This window comes from Seohaeicola zhoushanensis (genome assembly GCF_014656415.1).
GTDB lineage: Bacteria > Pseudomonadota > Alphaproteobacteria > Rhodobacterales > Rhodobacteraceae > Seohaeicola_A > Seohaeicola_A zhoushanensis.
Map to the genome: position 1 here is coordinate 74,479 of NZ_BNCJ01000007.1, position 16,841 is coordinate 91,319.

At 62.6% G+C, this 16,841-nt stretch carries 15 protein-coding genes and 1 tRNA gene; 9 read left to right on the plus strand and 7 right to left on the minus strand.

All coding sequences use genetic code 11. From position 1 onward, the window contains the following. From IE266_RS13675 to IE266_RS13690, 4 genes are all read right to left on the minus strand, one after another. On the minus strand, positions 1-245 hold a 245-nt coding region (locus tag IE266_RS13675), incomplete at its 3' end, for a hypothetical protein (RefSeq protein ID WP_189680657.1). Between the two features lie 632 nt (positions 246-877). Next, on the minus strand, positions 878-3,193 hold the full coding sequence (locus IE266_RS13680) for a DUF5906 domain-containing protein (protein WP_189680658.1): 2,316 nt from the start codon (positions 3,191-3,193) through the stop codon (positions 878-880). 68 nt (positions 3,194-3,261) lie between these two features. Then, positions 3,262-3,510, minus strand: a complete 249-nt coding sequence (locus tag IE266_RS27295) for a helix-turn-helix transcriptional regulator (protein WP_373310579.1) — start codon at positions 3,508-3,510, stop codon at positions 3,262-3,264. Positions 3,511-3,645: 135 nt separating this feature from the next. Then, positions 3,646-4,965 carry a tyrosine-type recombinase/integrase gene (locus IE266_RS13690; protein ID WP_189680660.1) on the minus strand — a complete coding sequence of 440 codons (1,320 nt, stop codon included), beginning with the start codon at positions 4,963-4,965 and terminating at the stop codon, positions 3,646-3,648. A 708-nt stretch (positions 4,966-5,673) separates the two neighbouring features. Here IE266_RS13690 and IE266_RS13695 point away from each other — a divergent pair. The 3 genes from IE266_RS13695 to IE266_RS13705 all read left to right on the plus strand — a co-directional run bounded on the left by IE266_RS13695 (position 5,674) and on the right by IE266_RS13705 (position 8,549). Further along, complete coding sequence (locus IE266_RS13695; protein WP_189680661.1) at positions 5,674-6,660, plus strand: S1 family peptidase; 987 nt, start codon at positions 5,674-5,676, stop codon at positions 6,658-6,660. 214 nt (positions 6,661-6,874) lie between these two features. Next, positions 6,875-8,128, plus strand: coding sequence for a DNA polymerase IV (locus IE266_RS13700; protein ID WP_189680662.1), 1,254 nt, complete (start codon positions 6,875-6,877; stop codon positions 8,126-8,128). 22 nt (positions 8,129-8,150) lie between these two features. After that, positions 8,151-8,549, plus strand: coding sequence for a GFA family protein (locus IE266_RS13705; protein WP_189680663.1), 399 nt, complete (start codon positions 8,151-8,153; stop codon positions 8,547-8,549). Between the two features lies 1 nt (position 8,550). Here the strand turns inward: IE266_RS13705 and IE266_RS13710 are convergent, their stop codons facing one another. Further along, on the minus strand, positions 8,551-9,411 hold the full coding sequence (locus IE266_RS13710) for an N-formylglutamate amidohydrolase (protein WP_189680664.1): 861 nt from the start codon (positions 9,409-9,411) through the stop codon (positions 8,551-8,553). 151 nt (positions 9,412-9,562) lie between these two features. On the opposite strand from IE266_RS13710, the gene IE266_RS13715 reads away from it, so the two are divergent. The 5 genes from IE266_RS13715 (at position 9,563) to IE266_RS13735 (ending at position 13,027) form a co-directional block, all read left to right on the plus strand. After that, positions 9,563-9,637 (plus strand) — tRNA-Val (locus tag IE266_RS13715). Between the two features lie 78 nt (positions 9,638-9,715). Then, entirely contained in the window at positions 9,716-9,841 is a 126-nt protein-coding gene (gene ykgO, locus IE266_RS13720) for a type B 50S ribosomal protein L36 (RefSeq protein WP_028093377.1), read from the plus strand. Positions 9,842-10,026: 185 nt separating this feature from the next. After that, positions 10,027-11,043: a Fe(3+) ABC transporter substrate-binding protein gene (locus IE266_RS13725; protein ID WP_189680665.1), complete on the plus strand. Its 1,017-nt coding sequence runs from the start codon at positions 10,027-10,029 to the stop codon at positions 11,041-11,043. A gap of 224 nt (positions 11,044-11,267) precedes the next feature. Continuing rightward, positions 11,268-12,152: an adenylate/guanylate cyclase domain-containing protein gene (locus IE266_RS13730; protein ID WP_189680666.1), complete on the plus strand. Its 885-nt coding sequence runs from the start codon at positions 11,268-11,270 to the stop codon at positions 12,150-12,152. Beyond that, positions 12,149-13,027 carry a CobW family GTP-binding protein gene (locus IE266_RS13735; protein WP_189680667.1) on the plus strand — a complete coding sequence of 293 codons (879 nt, stop codon included), beginning with the start codon at positions 12,149-12,151 and terminating at the stop codon, positions 13,025-13,027. Before IE266_RS13730 ends, IE266_RS13735 begins: the two co-directional genes overlap by 4 nt. Before the next feature lie 19 nt (positions 13,028-13,046). Here the strand turns inward: IE266_RS13735 and IE266_RS13740 are convergent, their stop codons facing one another. Together IE266_RS13740 and carA are read right to left on the minus strand one after the other, a co-directional pair. Continuing rightward, positions 13,047-14,957 (minus strand): glycosyltransferase, encoded by a 1,911-nt coding sequence (locus IE266_RS13740; RefSeq protein WP_189680668.1) that lies wholly within the window; start codon positions 14,955-14,957, stop codon positions 13,047-13,049. Between the two features lie 70 nt (positions 14,958-15,027). Further along, positions 15,028-16,191 (minus strand): glutamine-hydrolyzing carbamoyl-phosphate synthase small subunit, encoded by a 1,164-nt coding sequence (gene carA / locus IE266_RS13745; protein WP_189680669.1) that lies wholly within the window; start codon positions 16,189-16,191, stop codon positions 15,028-15,030. Between the two features lie 165 nt (positions 16,192-16,356). On the opposite strand from carA, the gene IE266_RS13750 reads away from it, so the two are divergent. After that, positions 16,357-16,824, plus strand: coding sequence for a GatB/YqeY domain-containing protein (locus IE266_RS13750; RefSeq protein WP_189680670.1), 468 nt, complete (start codon positions 16,357-16,359; stop codon positions 16,822-16,824). Positions 16,825-16,841: the final 17 nt, after the last annotated feature.

The window sequence follows — 16,841 nt, forward strand, 5'->3', positions numbered from 1 at the left end:
TTGCCGGCCTGCACGGTCAGGTCTTTGACCCCGATTTCGGCGGCACTGCTAAGATGCGCCAGGTAGTTTTGCACCCCGTCCGGGTCGCTGTCCTGCGGTGCGAGCAAGAGCGCGCCAACCCCCGAGTGTTGCAGGATCGTGCCGCGATTCGGCACAGGGGTTAGGCGGGGTATTTGATATTCGCCGTTATTGAAAGCCTTGGGAAAGACCGCGAAGACAGGGGTATTGATTTTAAGGTGCTTCATTTCGTTTCGACCTTTTTTACATAAGATATGAGTTAGTAATAGGGCCGTTTCCGGATGGCCGTCAAGTCATTTCCGCTCATTTGGCGAATAAACTTTGAATTGCTGAATTAACGGTATTTCGAAATGCCAATAAACGGTATTTTGAAAGGTTTATCAAAGTGGTTATAAGCGACCCGTCACCGAAACTTCAAAAGTTTTATCAACAGCTTACAACCAAATCAGGACGGAGGGTTTCTCCGCGCAACCATCCAAACCGGCGAAAAGTGCTTCATCAGGACGGCAACCGTCCGAACACCCAGGTTAGCCGACCGCAGCCGCTTAATCTGGGCGTTTAGCGCCGTGGGCTAGAAGGGCTAGATATGGGCGTAATGGCAAACCATCTGGCCCAGAAATTTTCCCATGTTTTCAATATCTTATGGCCTTTTGGGCTAAATGGGCTAAATAAGTAGATATCAGAGGGAGAGAAAAAATAACTGTGTCAGTAATTATAGTAATTATAGCAACTGCCAGCTGCGCCCCCGTCCGGGCTTCTATAAACACTAGGCCCAAGATTTAGCCCATTTAGCCCATTTAGCCTTTTTCGTGTAAAATCAATAACTTAGCATGGGCTAAACGGTGGGCCAAGTGTTGGGCTAGATGATGCGTTGCGCCACTTCATAATTAAATATCGGATTGTTGCGGTTAACGCTGTAAGCATAGCTGTCGCGATCTGCGCCAATCTTGACCCGTCCGATTTTATGATACCCTTGTTCGCTCAACGCCTTGTTCAGCGTCTTGGTTGACGGAACCGCGCGCCCTTGTTCCCGGCAAATTTCGGCAACGCCCTTCGTGCTTACCCAACCGCCACGGAAGCCGGTGCGGCCAGTCTCGACCGCTTCGGCGATGATCTGTTCCAGCCAACCCCGGCTTTCTTCAATGGCTTCGGCGGTCGAAGACGTGACGGGCGCGCGGTTCGGCAAGCCACCACGTTCAACGGGATAGTTCATCAGGTAATGCGTCACAATCTCGATACCGGTAAAATGCCCCCCGTTGGCTTCGTCGCCAAGCCAGGAATACAGGTCATCGAAATAACGCTGACCCATGCCAGCGGCGGCGATATCCTCGACCGTTTGGAGCGGTGAATAGAGGATGCAGTAGCGCCGTCCGTTCTTGGTGATCGGGATAGCGTCCTTGTGGTTCGAAAAGAACAACCAGTTGCCCGGCGTGTCGCCCATGCGCTGATTTGACCCCTTCCCCTCAATTTCCATCTCTATCTCAGTGATGAACGGTTTCAGCACCTCAACCAAGTCCCGGTTTTCGTCGGTCTTGATTTCGTCCACCATGAAGAACAACTTGTTTTCCATCCAGCCGTTGAACTTCGACCCGCTGTTATTGAGTTGCTTCGCCTTGGGTTCATAGAAATACATCTTACCGATAGCGTGGCGCATCAGCTTCTTTATGGCGTTCTTACCGATACCTTCCGCGCCTTGAATGAGCGGTGCCCACGGAACTTTGTGACCCGGATACTTCACATTGTGCGCAAGGTATTCAATCAGAATACGCCGGTCGTTGGCGTCGGGGAACATTTTGGCAAGATGATTGAGCCAGGGTGAAGCGTCACCTTCGCGGCAGTTTATCACTGCGGGTTTGTAGACATTCAGAAATCTTCGCCCAAGTTCGTCTTGTGTAATTTGCCCTTCCGCTTGTGACGGACGGAAACAGGTAAATTCAACCTTCGGCACCGTCCAAAGTTGCGACCGGGTTGCAGCCTTCCAAGGTTCATCGGTAATTTTGCCTTGCGCATCCCAGATGAACATTTTGCCGCCGTATTCCGAATTGAACTTTTCAGGCCCAGAGTAAAGACCTTTGGGGGTTCGTATTTTCCCCTCACTGGATATCAGAACGCAACCATCAAACCACTGTGCGCACTCTTGCGGGTTCAGGATCGGCCCGAAGCCCGGCGCGTTCGCCGGCAGGCTGATAACACTTTCAACCCCCGGCATAAGTCGCGCCTGTTGCGGGGTTAGCCCGGTCGCTTCCTTGTGCAGCCTTGACCAACCTTTCACGGTCGTGCCGTTCTGCAAAATATCATTCCAAACCTTGACGTTCGCCGCCGGATCATTGCCGGGGTATGGCAGGTTCCAATGCTGAAAGACTTGGTAGGCGTGGTTCAAATCTTCGGGCGCGACCGACTGCATGAACGCGCCGGTGATCGCGACCCATTGGTTGCGGTCGGTCACGGTGGCAACGTCGATGCGTTGCAGCATCCCCACAGCGTCGGCTGTAGACGGCGCTCGCTCGCCTAGCCCTATAGGTGTGCGTGGGGCGTCCAGAGCGCCCCCGTGGGCCGGTTCTACGCCCCACAGCGCCACTTCTAAGACGCCGGTCGATGCGCGCGTTCCGAACCCCGCCAGTTGGAAGCAACTTACAAGCGTCGGGCTGGCGGGGTTCTTCATGTGAAGGGTTCCCGGCAAACGCAAAATTCTAGCTATATCAATGATGGAAGGATCACTATTGAACCGGGTGACAAGCTTCCGCTGCACCAAGGTAAACCGGTCACGGTCGTTATGTGGTTCAATCAGCCAATATACGTGGTATTTACCGGGCGACGATTGGACGGCAAATGACGGAGCGGGGTTGAAAGCTTTGGCGGCTTCCAGTTGTTGAACGGCGTCTATCCCGTCCAAATCAATGTAATGCGCCCGAAGCCGGGTAACGTTTTCCAGCCGTTTACCGAGACCATCAGTCTCGGCAATTACGCAATAAATGCCGTAACCTTGGTTGTTCCAATGGCAAAGTTCTTCCCAATGTTCTGCCAGGGTTCCGCGCCTTGGGATACCGGGAACGGTCCTGTCAGTCTCATTGATCGCGCGAAAATCCATGACGGTGTTAACGTCACCGGTCAGGGTTGCGACGAACGCTTGCGCCTGTTTGTAATCCTGCTTGCCAATCTCGCCAGTTTCGTTCATAGTATGCCTGCCTAACCTCTATTCTGTTTGCACCCCCGGCGCGCTGCTAACGCGCCGGGGGTGATTTTTTAGTTGCTATCAATATAGCGCATCACGTCCGAACGGCGGTAAGCAACGCGTCGGGGAGACACCCTTACCTTTTTCGGAAAGTCAGGATTCGTCCGTTCCAAACGAAGCCTTGTGGTATCGGAAATTCCCAATACCGCGTTCAGTTCACCAATACTCAGAAGGACTTTATCTGAATGATGCAGGTTGATTTTGCCAAACATAGCACACGTCCCTTCGGCTAGGTTAACGTAGGCGGCACATGCCGTCATAGGTCATCATATGCCGCTGCGGGTCACGGACGCGCAAGAAAAAATCGCAATACCACCGAGAAAAACGCTATTTTCAGACAATTTCGATAATACCCGGTATTAGCCGGGTATTAATTTCGATGAAGCTTTAGGCAGTTAGGTAAATGGCTTGACTAGATATTCCCGCCATTTCTCCGCATATTCGTCTTCCCTTCCAGCGCAGTTCAAATATTCGGCCCAATGCTGCAATAGTATCCTGCGCCGGGCCAGACTTTCGCCCCGTCTATACGCGGCTTCAACCTTGTTTTTGACGGTATGAGCAAGCGCCTGTTCCGCGATTGTATCCGGATGAAGCGTGGTATCTGCTATCCAGTCCCGGAAGGTAGACCGGAAACCGTGCGTGGTAAACCCCGGTGCTAGACCCCGCATTCTGGCGAGCATACTCATCTGACTGAGTTGTCGCCCTGACGTTCTACCCGGAAAGAGATATTCAGAGTTTCGGAAGCGCGGCAAATTTTGCAACAGTTCGACCGCCGCCGTTGATAGCGGTATGCGGTGTTCCTTGCGCGCCTTCATGCGCTCGCCGGGTATCGTCCATATACCCGCCTCAAGATCAACTTCGGACCATGTTGCCTTGAGCGTTTCGCTGGTTCGGGTTGCGCACAGGATGGTGAGCAACAAGGCAAGCGCGCTAAGGTCAGTTTCCTGCCGCAGTCGGGCAATGAACGCCGGCGCGTCGGTGTAAGGCATGGCGGCGTGGTGATGGACGCCATTATTCCCGCCTCGCGCCATTCGCGCCGCTGCTAGCCGTTTCTTGAGCGCGTTGGTCAGCCGGGCCGGGTTCGTCCAGCCCTTCCATTTGTCGCGGTGCGTCGGTTGGTCGAACTGATGTTCGAAGACGTGTTCCAAAATTGCCTCGGCCCTCATACGAAGCCTGCTGGCAGTCTCGGGAATGGCATCAATTAATGGTCGGCCCGTCTTGTGTGGTTGTGTCAGGACATTCAGCACGTCCTGCGTTGTGACTTCGTGCGGTTTGATATCGCCGATGATCGGGTAAACATGCTGGTTGAGCGTATTTTCCCATTGTTGGGCATGGGTCGGCGACCGCCAGCCGGCCCGGTGAATTTCGACATAGGCGCGGGCCACGTCTTCAAACGTCTCGCTTGCCGCTGCGTCTCGTTCGGCTTGCTGTTCGGCTTCCCGTTGGGCCAGCGGGTCTAGCCCTACTTTGATCCCGTCCCGATGTTCAGCCGCCTGCAATTGTAGCCGCATCAGTTCGCGTTCGCTGACCGGAAGCACTGCGGGACCAAGCGTCATCACCTTGCGCGCCCCGTTGGCGGTGTAGCGGAGCGCCCAAGTGGCCGACCCGGTGGTCGATAGCTGAAAGCAAAGACCATCGCCCAGGGACCAACGCCCAGGCTTGCCGGCCCTGACGTGCGCCTTAAGATCGCGGTTGAGTGTGTCGATTTTAGCCATGCGGACTACCCTCTAGCTGGTTTATCGTCGGCTGCGCTTGTAACCATTTTCACCGACTTCACCGTTTCGTTGAACCGCCACAAGCTTGCATGGGCAATCAGAAATTTAACGTTATCAACAGGTTGGTTGTTCCTAACGCGCCATGCCGGCTTATGACGATTCACCGTTTAGGGACGCCTCCTCCGCCTCGCCGGCGCGCTGCGTCTGGGCTGGGGCGAACTGATCGAGACCGCGCTGACCGAGGGCCCCGAGACCCCCGCCGCCCAATGGACCCGCCTGCGCCCGCTGCTCGAGGAATCCGAACAGCTCGTCGCCCAGGGCGACCCGGCCAGGCCCGACAAGCCGCGCCGGCTCTCGCGCCCCTACAAGGACCTCACGGTGCGCCGCGAACGCACCCGCTACGGCTTCCTGCTGCACGTCACCGGCCGCGGCGCCAGCGACGCCCTGGTCGAGGAGGTGCTGGCTGAGGTGGAGCGGATGTTCAGGGGGTGATCCCCGCCCCCCTCGCGCGGAACCAAGGCGGCCGAGCCGCCACACGCAGCCCCCAACCGCCCCCTCGGGCGGGCGCTGCGCATCCTGACACCCTCCCAACCCCACCGTAGGGTGCGCATTCATGCGCACCTTCTGCCTGTATTTTGTCGGCCGCGATGCTCGGGGAGGGGCCGGCTGAGGTGGGACGGATGTTTAGGGGGTGGGGGCGGACTTTGATTGAGCTGCACCCCAACCCAGCATGTCGAATGGCCGCGCATAGAAATAACTCTTTTTCGAATCTTCATTTGCGTAGAAGATCCGAATGATGCGAATTTCACGGGGCACATTATGACAAAAAAGCAATCCGAATCAGTCCATGTTCATGACAATGGACTGCCAGCTCTACCCTACTTAGTCATAAGAATTGATGGAGAGTCGCGCGGCGTGAAGTCCAGCGGAACTGGTTTCTTCTACATGTTTGAAAATGGAGAGCGCCAGATTCCAACAGTTATCACGAACAAACATGTTGTAGATGGTCTAGACGCCCTAACCTTCCATTTCGCGTTGTCGGACAGTCAGGGCCGCAGGTTGCTACAAGCTTCCGAGCCGGTAACCATCGAAACAAAGAGCTACAAGATCATAAGACACCCCAACCCTTCTGTAGACCTTGTCGCCATTCCAATACTGCCTATGTACAAGGAGATCGAAAAACGCGGAAAAGAGCCTTTTCGACTGACTTTGGACAAATCTCACCTACCCGCTGACTGGCTTCGAAAGCGATTGGTCGCATCAACGTCAGCCCTAATGGTTGGATTTCCTAACGGGTTAATGGATATTGCAAACAATCTACCGCTAACTCGCCGGGGCATACTCGCGACACCTTACGTCGCCAACTACGAAGGTTTACCCAACTTCGTAGTAGACATCGCTGCTTTCGCCGGTTCGTCGGGATCTCCTGTTTTCGCATTATTTGAATCTGGAGTCCCCACCAGCGATGGTGCGATTTCTATTGGCGAGAGCGAGCCACTACTGACTTTAATTGGGGTTCTACACTCCGGACCAACTATCACGGCAGAAGGTGAGATCATCCCTGAGCCCGCGCCTGTATCAAAAAATGTTGTCGAGACACGGTTCATGATGCATTTGGGCTATTGCCTGCGTGCAGAGCTCATCGAAGATTTAGGTCTAATTTTGGCTTCTGCGATGCAGAGGGTTCGAACATAGTCAACTACTGTGCAAGCGAACAAATGCGATCTGTCTACCACCCCGTAGGGTGCGCATTCATTGCGCACCCCCACCGGGCCACCCCCAAAATCCCCTCCCCCCACCCCTCCAAAACAGGCTATAACCCCCAGGACAAACCCTGTCCCGGATTCACTCCCGGCGTTATCTCAACGAAATCAACCCCTTGCCCCCCGTCCTAGCTGGGACACCCGAAATGCCCGCCCTCTGCCGCGATTGCCTGCACCCCTTCGAGACCGGTTCCCGCTGCCCGGCCTGCCGCTCGCCCCGCGTCCTTTCCCACCCCGAGCTCTTCTCGCTCTCCATCGCCCACATGGATTGCGACGCCTTCTACGCCTCGGTCGAAAAGCGCGAGGACCCGTCCCTGGCCGACAAGCCCGTCATCATCGGCGGCCGCCACCGGGGGGTCGTCTCCACCGCCTGCTACGTGGCCCGGATCCGCGGCGTCCGATCGGCCATGCCGATGTTCCAGGCGCTCAAGCTCTGCCCCGACGCGGTGGTCCTGAAACCCCGCATGTCCCTCTACGCCGAGGTTTCGAAACAGATCCGCACCATGATGGAGGAACTCACCCCCGCGGTGCAGCCGCTCTCGCTCGACGAGGCCTTCCTCGATCTCTCCGGCACCCAGCGCCTGCACGGCGCGCCCCCCGCCGTGATGCTGGCCCGCCTGGTCCGCCGCATGAAGGACGAGCTCGGCCTCACCGGCTCGATCGGCCTGTCGCACAACAAGTTCCTCGCCAAGGTCGCCTCCGACCTCGACAAGCCGCGCGGGTTCCGGGTGATCGGCAAGGCCGAGACGCCCGACTTCCTGCGCGACCAGCCGGTGCGGCTGATCTGGGGCATCGGCCCGGCCTCGCAGGAAGCGCTCGACCGCGCCGGCATCCGCACCTTCGCCGACCTGCTCCGCTGGGACCGCACCGCGCTGCATGCCCGCTTCGGGTCGATGGGCGAGCGGCTCTGGCACCTGGCCCGCGGCGAGGACCACCGCCGGGTCTCGGCGCACGAGCCGGTGAAGTCGATCTCCAGCGAGACCACCTTCGACGCCGACACCGCCGACCCCGACATCCTCGACGGCCATATCTGGCGCATGGCCGAGAAGACCGCCGACCGGGCGAAGGCGCGCGGCCTCGCCGGGCGGGTGGTGACGCTGAAGGTGAAGAAGGCCGACCACGCCATCATCACCCGCCGCCTCTCGCTGCGCGAGCCGGCGCAGCTGGCGGACACAATCTATCGCACCGCGCGCGGCCTCTACGAACAGGTCGCCGGCGAGGGCCCCTTCCGCCTGCTCGGCTGCGGCATCTCGCAGCTGGTCCCGGAAACCGAGGTCTCCGCCGCGGGCGACCTGCTCGACCCCGGGGCGCGGCAGCGGGGCGAGGCCGAGCGCGCCGCCGACCGCATCCGCGCCCGCTTCGGACCCGACGCCATCGTAAAGGGCCGCGCCCTGCGCTAGGGTCCGCGGGAAAGGAGCCGCCATGACCGATCTTCACGGGGAATGCCTCTGCGGGGCCGTCGCCTACCAGGTGCCCGACCGCTTTGCCTATGCGCTGAACTGCCACTGCTCGCAATGCCGTCGCGCGACGGGCGCGGCCTTCAAGCCCTTCGCCGGGATCCCGCTGGCCGATCTCCGCATCACCCGCGGGGCGCACAAGCTGACCAGCTGGGGCGACGACCAGGGCCAGGACCGGCGCTGTGGCACCTGCGGGTCGCTGCTCTGGTCGGTGGTCCGCGACGGCGCCTGGGCGCATGTCACGATGGGCACCCTGATGGATACCCCCTCGATCCGCCCGACGGCGCATATCTTCACCGGCTCGAAGGCGCCTTGGCACGAGATCACCGACGACCTGCCGCAGTTCCCTGAGTTTCCGGGCTGAGCTATTCCGCCGCCAGCTGCATGTCGTCGCGCCGGATCGCGGCGATCTCGGCCACCACGCCGCGCAGTAGCTCGCGGACGGCGTCGAAGTTGGCGCTCGGCCGGATCCGCGCCTCGTCCATGTAGAGCGCCCGGTCGATCTCGACCTGGATGGCGTGCTGGTTGCGCGAGGGACGGCCGTAGGCCTGGGTGACATAGGCCCCGGCGAAGGGCGCGTTCCTAGTCACCGCCAGCCCGGCGCCCGCAAAGGCCGCCTCGATCCGGTCGACCACATCGGCGGCGGCGGCCGCGCCGAAACGGTCGCCCAGCACGATCTCGGGGCGTCGGCGCGCGGTGCGGGCGACCCCATCCATCGCCTCGTGCGGCATCGAGTGGCAGTCGATCAGGATCGCCTCGCCATGACGGGCATGGGCCTCGTCCAGCAGCGATTGCAGCGCGGTGTGATAGGGATGCCAGTATTGCGCGATCCGCTGCTGCGCCTCGGCCATCGGCAGGCGGCCGCGATAGATCGCCCGACCATTCGCGACCACCCGCGGAATGACCCCCAGCCCGCTTGCCACGCGCGGATTGTGGCCGTGCCGCCGGGCCCCCTCGATCAGCGCCGGGTCGAGCTCGTCGGTCGACCGGTTGAGGTCGATATAGGCCCGCGGCGCCCCGGCCCGCAGCAGCGGCGCCCCGAACTCGGGCACGCAGGCGAAGAGGTCATCGACGAAGGCATCCTCGGAGGAGCGAATCGCCAGCGTGTCGAGCTGGCTCAGGGCGACGAAACTCTCGGGATAAATTCCGCAGCCGTGCGGCGAGGAAAAAACGACGCAGGAGCGCCGTTCGCTCGGAAGGGCTAGATGAAAGGCGTTTTCTGGCATCCGGTCTCCTTGATTGGAACTACAATACAGAGAAAGATGGTTGCACCAATAGCCCTTGAACAGTTCGACGACTCCTTTTATAGACCCCGTCACCGGCGCGGGTTTCCGCGCCCCTTTCTTCTTGGGGACGGCCTCGCGCGTCGGTATTCATGGGTGATTAGCTCAGTGGTAGAGCACTTCGTTGACATCGAAGGGGTCACAAGTTCGAACCTTGTATCGCCCACCATGAATTCATCGTTCCGGCCCCGGCCGGGATGCCCGCAACCCGAGGCGCTGGCCCGCGCCGCAGACAGAGGATAGGACCATGAAGGTCAAGAACTCGCTCCGGTCGCTCAAGAACCGGCATCGCGATTGCCGGATCGTGCGCCGCAAAGGCCGCGTCTACGTGATCAACAAGACCCAGCGCCGCTACAAGGCCCGTCAGGGCTGAAGCCAAGCGCAAGATGGTTTGCAGGGCCGCCCTTCGAGGCGGCCCTTTGCGTTTGGCCGGTTGCGGATCCTTGCCGGCGCGGGAAATTCTGACAGAAAACGTCGAGATATTCATTGGCAGGTGGCCCGCCCTGCTTTACAGAGCGTTTCAGTCGGGAATTACCCCGCAAGCGACAGGACGACAACATGACACGCCCCACCTCGACACTCGCCGCCGCCGCGCTGCTGGCCCTGTGCGCCGGTGCCGCCGTTGCCGACGAGCTGAACATCTATTCCTCGCGCCACTACGACACCGACGAAAACCTCTACGAGGATTTCGAGAAGGCCACCGGAATCACCATCAACCGTATCGAGGGCGATGCCGACGAGCTGATCGCCCGGATGCAAGCCGAGGGCGCGAATTCGCCCGCCGACATCCTGATCACCGTCGACACCTCGCGACTCGAGCGGGCGAAGCTCGCCGGCGTGCTGCAGTCGGTCGACAGCGACACCCTCGAAGCAAAGATCCCGGCCTATCTGCAGGACGCCGACAACCAGTGGTTCGGCTTCTCGCAGCGCGCGCGGATCATCTTCTACAACAAGGCCGATGTGGCCAACCCGCCGCAGACCTATGCCGCGCTGGCCGATCCGGCCTACAAGGGCATGATCTGCATCCGCTCCTCGACCAATACCTACAACCAGACCCTGCTGGCCGCGATCGTCACCCACGTCGGTGAAGCGGCGGCCAAGGACTGGGCGGCAGGCGTGGTCGCCAACATGGCGCGCGACCCGCAGGGCGGCGACACCGACCAGCTGCGCGGCCTCGCTTCGGGCGAGTGCGACATCGCGGTGTCGAACACCTATTACTTCGCCCGTTCGATCCGCACCGAGGTCAAGGGCCTCAGCGAATACCGCGAGAACATCGGCTGGGTCTTCCCCGACCAGGACGGCAACGGCGCCCACATGAACCTCTCGGGCGGTGGCGTCGCGGCCCATGCGCCGAACCGCGAGAACGCGGTGAAGTTTCTCGAATACCTGACCAGCGACTCGGCCCAGCACTATTTCTCGGCCGGTAACGACGAGTATCCGGCCGTGGAAGGCGTCGAGATCTCGCCCGCTGTGGCCTCGCTCGGTACCTTCAAGCCGGACAGCGTCTCGCTCTCCGACGTGGCGGCGAATCTGCCCGTCGCGCAGAAGATCTTCAACGAAGTCGGCTGGAAGTAAGCCCTCGAGGCGCCGCGGGATGACCCGCGGCGCCACCCTGCTTGCGACGAACAGGCCGGCAAGTCCGGAAAACCAGCCCCGTCAAAACGAATTTTCCTTTTCCGCCTCGGCAGGTTTGCCATTATTCTATGATTGCGGTAGCGCTGCCGGATATTCCCCCCGGCGCCGCCGGGTGGCCCGGGATCATCCCGCGCCACGCATTTTGTTCTGGAAGCTTCGACACGATGCCGCTCGCCTGCGTATTGATCTCGGACATTACCGGCAGCACCCAGCTCTACGAACGCGAGGGTGGCGAGGTCGCCGCGCATTACATCGAGACGGTCGTGGCACGGATGCGCGAGATCATCGCCGAGGCGGGCGGGCATTGCGTCAAGTCCAAGGGCGACGACACCATCAGCTTCTTCAACCACCCCGATTATGCCTTCGAGGCGGCCTGGGCGATGGTGAACGAGAACTGGGACAATGACATGTCGGTCCACGCCGGGATCTATTTCGGCGAGGTGGTGCATCAGGAGGCCAGCATCTTCGGCGGTGCGGTGAACACTGCCGCGCGGCTGGCTTCGCTGGCCAAGCCCGGCGAGATCCTGCTGGGCGACAACTGCTACGACGACCTCGCCGCGCCGCACAAGAAGCGCCTGGTGCCGATCGGCGAGCTGCTGCTGAAGGGCAAGGAGGCGCCCACCAAGGTCTATGCCGCCTCGGTGCCGAGCCTCGCCGCGACCACTGTAGTCTTCGGCCGCGGCGGCCCGAAGGGCCGCGCCAGCCACACCGAGACGGTCGAGCTGACGCTCGCGGGCCGCACCTGGCATCTCAACGAGGGCGAGACGCTTTCGATCGGGCGTTCGGCCGACTGTGACATCGTGCTCGATCAGGCCTGGGTCTCGCGCCGCCATGGCGAATTCACCATCCGGCAGTCGCAGCTGGAATATACCGACCACAGCTCCTCGGGGTCGCTGGTGCTCAGCCCGGACGGCAAGGAGCTTTCGGTGCACCGTCGCACCACCATGCTCTCGGGCTCAGGCAGCGTGCTCTTCGGCCCCCGCGAGACGGCAGAGGACAACTGCACCCTCTCCTTCGTCGCCTACGGCATCAACGTTCAGGCCTCATGATCTCCATTACCCAACGCCTGCCGCTGACCATCGTCAGCGGCTTTCTCGGTGCCGGCAAGACGACGCTGGTGAACCGGCTGCTGGCCGAGGACCACGGGCTGCGGCTGATGGTCATCGTCAACGACTTCGGCGCGATCAACATCGACGCCGGGCTGATCCGCGACCGTGGCGCGCAGACCATCGAGCTGCAGAACGGCTGCATCTGCTGCTCGACCGAGGGCGACCTCTTCGCGGCGCTGAATGCGGCGCTGGACCATGTGCCGCGCCCCGATCACCTGCTGGTCGAGACCAGCGGCATCGCAGATCCCGCGGCCATCGCCCAGACCGCCATAGCCGAGCCCGAGATCTCCTATGGCGGCATCCTGACGCTGGTCGACGCGCTGAATGCCCCCACCCTGCTAGACGATCCGCTGCTGGCGCCGCAGGTGGTGCAGCAGATCCGCGCCGGCGACCTGGTTCTGGTGACCAAGACCGAGGCGCCCGACCCCGCCTTCCTCGCGCGCCTGCGCGACCTCGGCGCCCGCGCCCCGGCGCCGCTGACCGAGGCACCGCTGGCGCCGCTGCTCTTCGGCATGGTGCCCCTGCCCGGCCGCCAGGCCCCGGCACCCCACCCGGCCTATGTGTCCTGGAGCCATGTCTCGGACCGTCCCATCGGGCGCGAGGCGATGGGCGCGCGGCTGGCGGAGCGGCCGGCGGGGCTCTACCGGATGAAGGGCACCGTGCTCACCGATGCCGGTGCCTATGCGCTGGACGTGGTCGGCCAGCACGTCGAGGCCCGCCGCACCCGTGCCGAGCGCACCGAGCTGGTCGGCCTCGGCCCCCGTGACCGGATCAGCACCGCCGAGATCGACGCCTGGTGGCGCGGAGAAGGCTGACTCAGGGGGCCGAAATCCGTTACGGATTTCGGACGTTTTCCTTGCAGGAAAACGGCTCGGCACCAACCATCGGCTCGGCCACCGATTGGCCATGCTGGGTCTTGTCCCAGTAGTGCGGCGCGACGACCAGCTCGGCCATCGCCTTCACCGCCGCCAGCGCACCGAAGACGAAATAGAAGGGCATCGTCACGATCCAGGGGATCAGGAACCCGCGCCCCGCCCGTCGTGCGCCGATCCCCGCCACCAGCACCGAGATCAGCTCGACCGCAAAGATCACGCTGCCCGCCAGCACGAAGAACCGTGCCGGCACCAGCGCCAGCGCCGGATGGCCCATGCCGAACAGGATCAGCCAGTAGGACCAGAGCACCGGGGCCAGCAGGAACTGGCAGACGGTGCCGATGAAGAAGGCCTGGAAGCTCAGGAACCGCCGCGTGCCCAGATCGCGCCACAGGGCCCAGGGCGAGGCCATGTGAACGAGGTAGGTCACCATGAACCCCTTCAACCAGCGCGACCGCTGCTTGATCCAGGGCCAAGGCCGGCAGGTCGCCTCCTCGTAGGTGGTGGTATCGACCATCTCGGTACGCCAGCCGGCGCGGCAGAGGCGCATCCCGAGGTCGGCGTCCTCGGTCACGCTGTGGGCATCCCAGCGCTCCAGCCGTTCGAGCGCCGCGCGGCGGAAGAACAGCGTGGTGCCCCCCAGCGGCACCACCAGCCGCAGCCGGTCGAGCGCGGGCATCACCACCCGGAACCAGGCCGAATACTCCAGCGCGAAGCAGCGGGCGATCCAGCTGCTGCGCGGGTTGTAGAAGTCGAGCACGCCCTGCAGGCAGACGACATCCTCGGGCGCGGTGGCGAAACGGTCGGCCACCCGTTCGATCTGATCCGCCGCCGGCGCGTCCTCGGCATCCCAGACGCCGATGATCTCGCCCTGGCAGAAATCCAGCGCATAGTTCATCGCCCGCGGCTTGGTGGTCAGCCCGCTGTAGCCGGGCACGACCACCACCCGCATCCAGGACGGCAGCAGGGTGCGTTCCAGCGTCTGGCGCGTCACGTCGTCATGTTCCTCGAGCACCAGCACCACCTCGAGCAGCGCCTTGGGGTAGGTCAGCCGCGACAGCCGCTGCACCAGGGCATGGGCGATCTCGGTCTCGCGGAACAGCGGCACCAGGACCGAGACCTTGGGCCGCCGCCCCACCGGTGCGGCGGGTTCGGGGGCATCCTGGCGGCCGGTCAGACAGACCCCGAGCGCCACCAGACGCAGCGCCGCGAAGAGAAGCGTGGCCAGCGCCGCCACAGCGCCCAGCGCGGTCAGCGCCAGGGCCGGCGCCAGCGCCAGGCCGGTCAGCACGGCCAAGCCCGCCAGCGCCACACCGAGGCGATGGAGGAAGCTCCACCGGCGGCAGCTCATGTCGATCGACAGCCGGGTTTCCGCCGCCCGTGCCAGGTTCGGTGCGAATTGTTCGGCGATGACCGCCTCCACCTCGTCGCGGCGGACCAGCACCGGCACGAGCCGGAACGGCAAACCGCTCAGCAGGGCGCGCAATTCGGCGAAGCCTTCCGGCCGCGCGGTGGCAATGAACAGCATGTCGCCGAGCTTCTGCCAGGGCAGTGCCTTGTGGCGTATCCAGAACCCGGCGGTGCGCAGAGCGCCAAGCGCGGGGTCGGGCGGCGATTCGGCGAGATCGACCCAACGGATGCCGAACTGCGCCGCCAGCGCCGCCTGCAGTTGTGCGCGGCTGGCCCAGCCCTCGGCGACCACGATCTCGCCCAGCGAGGCATCGAGCTTGAGTTGCTTGCCCAGCGCGATGACCAGTTGTTCCTGGCTGATCGCGCCCTGCGCCACCATCACCTGGCCCAACGGCAGCCTGGGTTGCGGCACATCGCTTTCGGTCTCGCGGTTGTCGACCAACCGCAGGAAGGACGTGCTCATCGGGGCCATCTCCTCTCGGGATGGCCCACCTCAGCGCACCGAAGTTAATTTGCGGTTAAGGCCCGCGGGATCAGCCGGCCTTGCGCTCGGCCATGGCGGCGGCGAAGCGCTCGAACAGGTAGTAGCTGTCCTGCGGGCCGGGGCTCGCCTCGGGGTGATACTGCACCGACCAGACCGGGCGGTCGGTCATGCGGATACCGCAGTTCGAGCCGTCGAAGAGCGAGCGGTGGGTTTCGGTCACGCCCTCGGGCAGGGTCTGCGCATCGACCGCGAACCCGTGGTTCATCGAGGTGATCTCGACCTTGCCGGTTTCCAGGTCCTTCACCGGGTGGTTGGCGCCGTGGTGGCCGTGGTTCATCTTCACGGTCTTCGCGCCCAGCGCCAGCGCCAGCATCTGGTGGCCAAGGCAGATGCCGAAGACCGGAAGTTCGGTTGTGTCGAGCACTTGCCGGATCATCGGCACGGCATAGGTGCCGGTCGCCGCCGGGTCGCCCGGTCCGTTCGACAGGAAGACGCCGTCGGGTTCATGCGCCAGCACCTCCTCGGCGGTGGCGGTGGCGGGCAGCACGGTCACGTCGCAGCCGACTGTCGCCAGGCAGCGCAGGATGTTGCGCTTGGCGCCGTAATCGACCGCCACGACCTTGAACTTCGGCTCATCCTGCGTGCCGAAGCCCTGCGGCCAGGCCCAGCGGGTCTCGTTCCAGCGGTAGCTCTGCGCGCAGGTGACGTCCTTGGCGAGGTCCATGCCCTCCAGCCCCGGCCAGGCGCGGGCGGCGGCGACGAGCGCCTCGATGTCGAACTTGCCCTCGGGGTTGTGCACCAGGGCCACGTTCGGCGCGCCCTGCTGGCGGATCGCGCGGGTCAGCCGGCGGGTGTCGATGCCGCCGATGGCGATGCGGCCGCGCCGTTCGAGCCAACCCTGCAGTGCCTCGGCGCTGCGCCAGTTGCTGGGCGCAGTCGGGTCCCATTTGACCACCATGCCGGCGGCCACCGGCTCGGCGGTCTCGTCGTCCTCGGGGTTCACCCCGACGTTGCCGACATGCGGGAAGGTAAAGGTGACGATCTGGCCGGCATAGGAGGGATCGGTCATGATCTCCTGGTAGCCGGTCATCGCGGTGTTGAAGCAGAGCTCGGCCACGGTCTGTCCGGTGGCGCCGAAGCCCTGTCCGTAGAAGATGGTTCCATCGGCAAGAGCCAGACAAGCGGTCGGCCGGGCGGGTGCATGGACGGGCATGTCACGAGTCTCCTGTTTCGGGCAAATTGGCGGATATCTAGGAGTGTCCTCCGGCGGGGTCAACCCACAGGAATGCCGATGTGACGTCGCGCAAGGCCAGTTGTGTCCGCCACCCGGAATGGCTAATGTCCGGTGTTTGACGATCCATGGGGATGGAACGGAAATATGGACTTGCGCACTCGGGTCAATACGGCCCTGAAACAGGCAATGCGCGACAAGGCGACCACCCGCCTGTCGACGCTGCGCCTGATCAACGCGGCAATCAAGGATCAGGACATCGCCGCGCGCGGCGAAACCGGCGACGACCGCGGCGTGGATGACGCCCAGGTGCTGGCGATCCTCGGCAAGATGACCAAGCAGCGCCACGAAAGCGCGCGGGCCTACGAGGAAGGCGGCCGGCTCGACCTCGCCGAACGCGAACGCGAAGAGATCGAGGTGATTTCGGAGTTCCTGCCGCGCCAGCTGGACGAGGACGAGATGGAGGCGGCCGTGGACGCCGCCGTGACCTCGACCGGCGCCAGCTCGATCCGCGACATGGGCAGGGTCATGGCCGAGCTCAAGGCCCGCCACACCGGGCAGATGGACTTTGCCAAGGTAGGGCCGCTGGTCAAGAACCGGCTCTGCACCGGCTGAACCATAGGTGGGTGCCA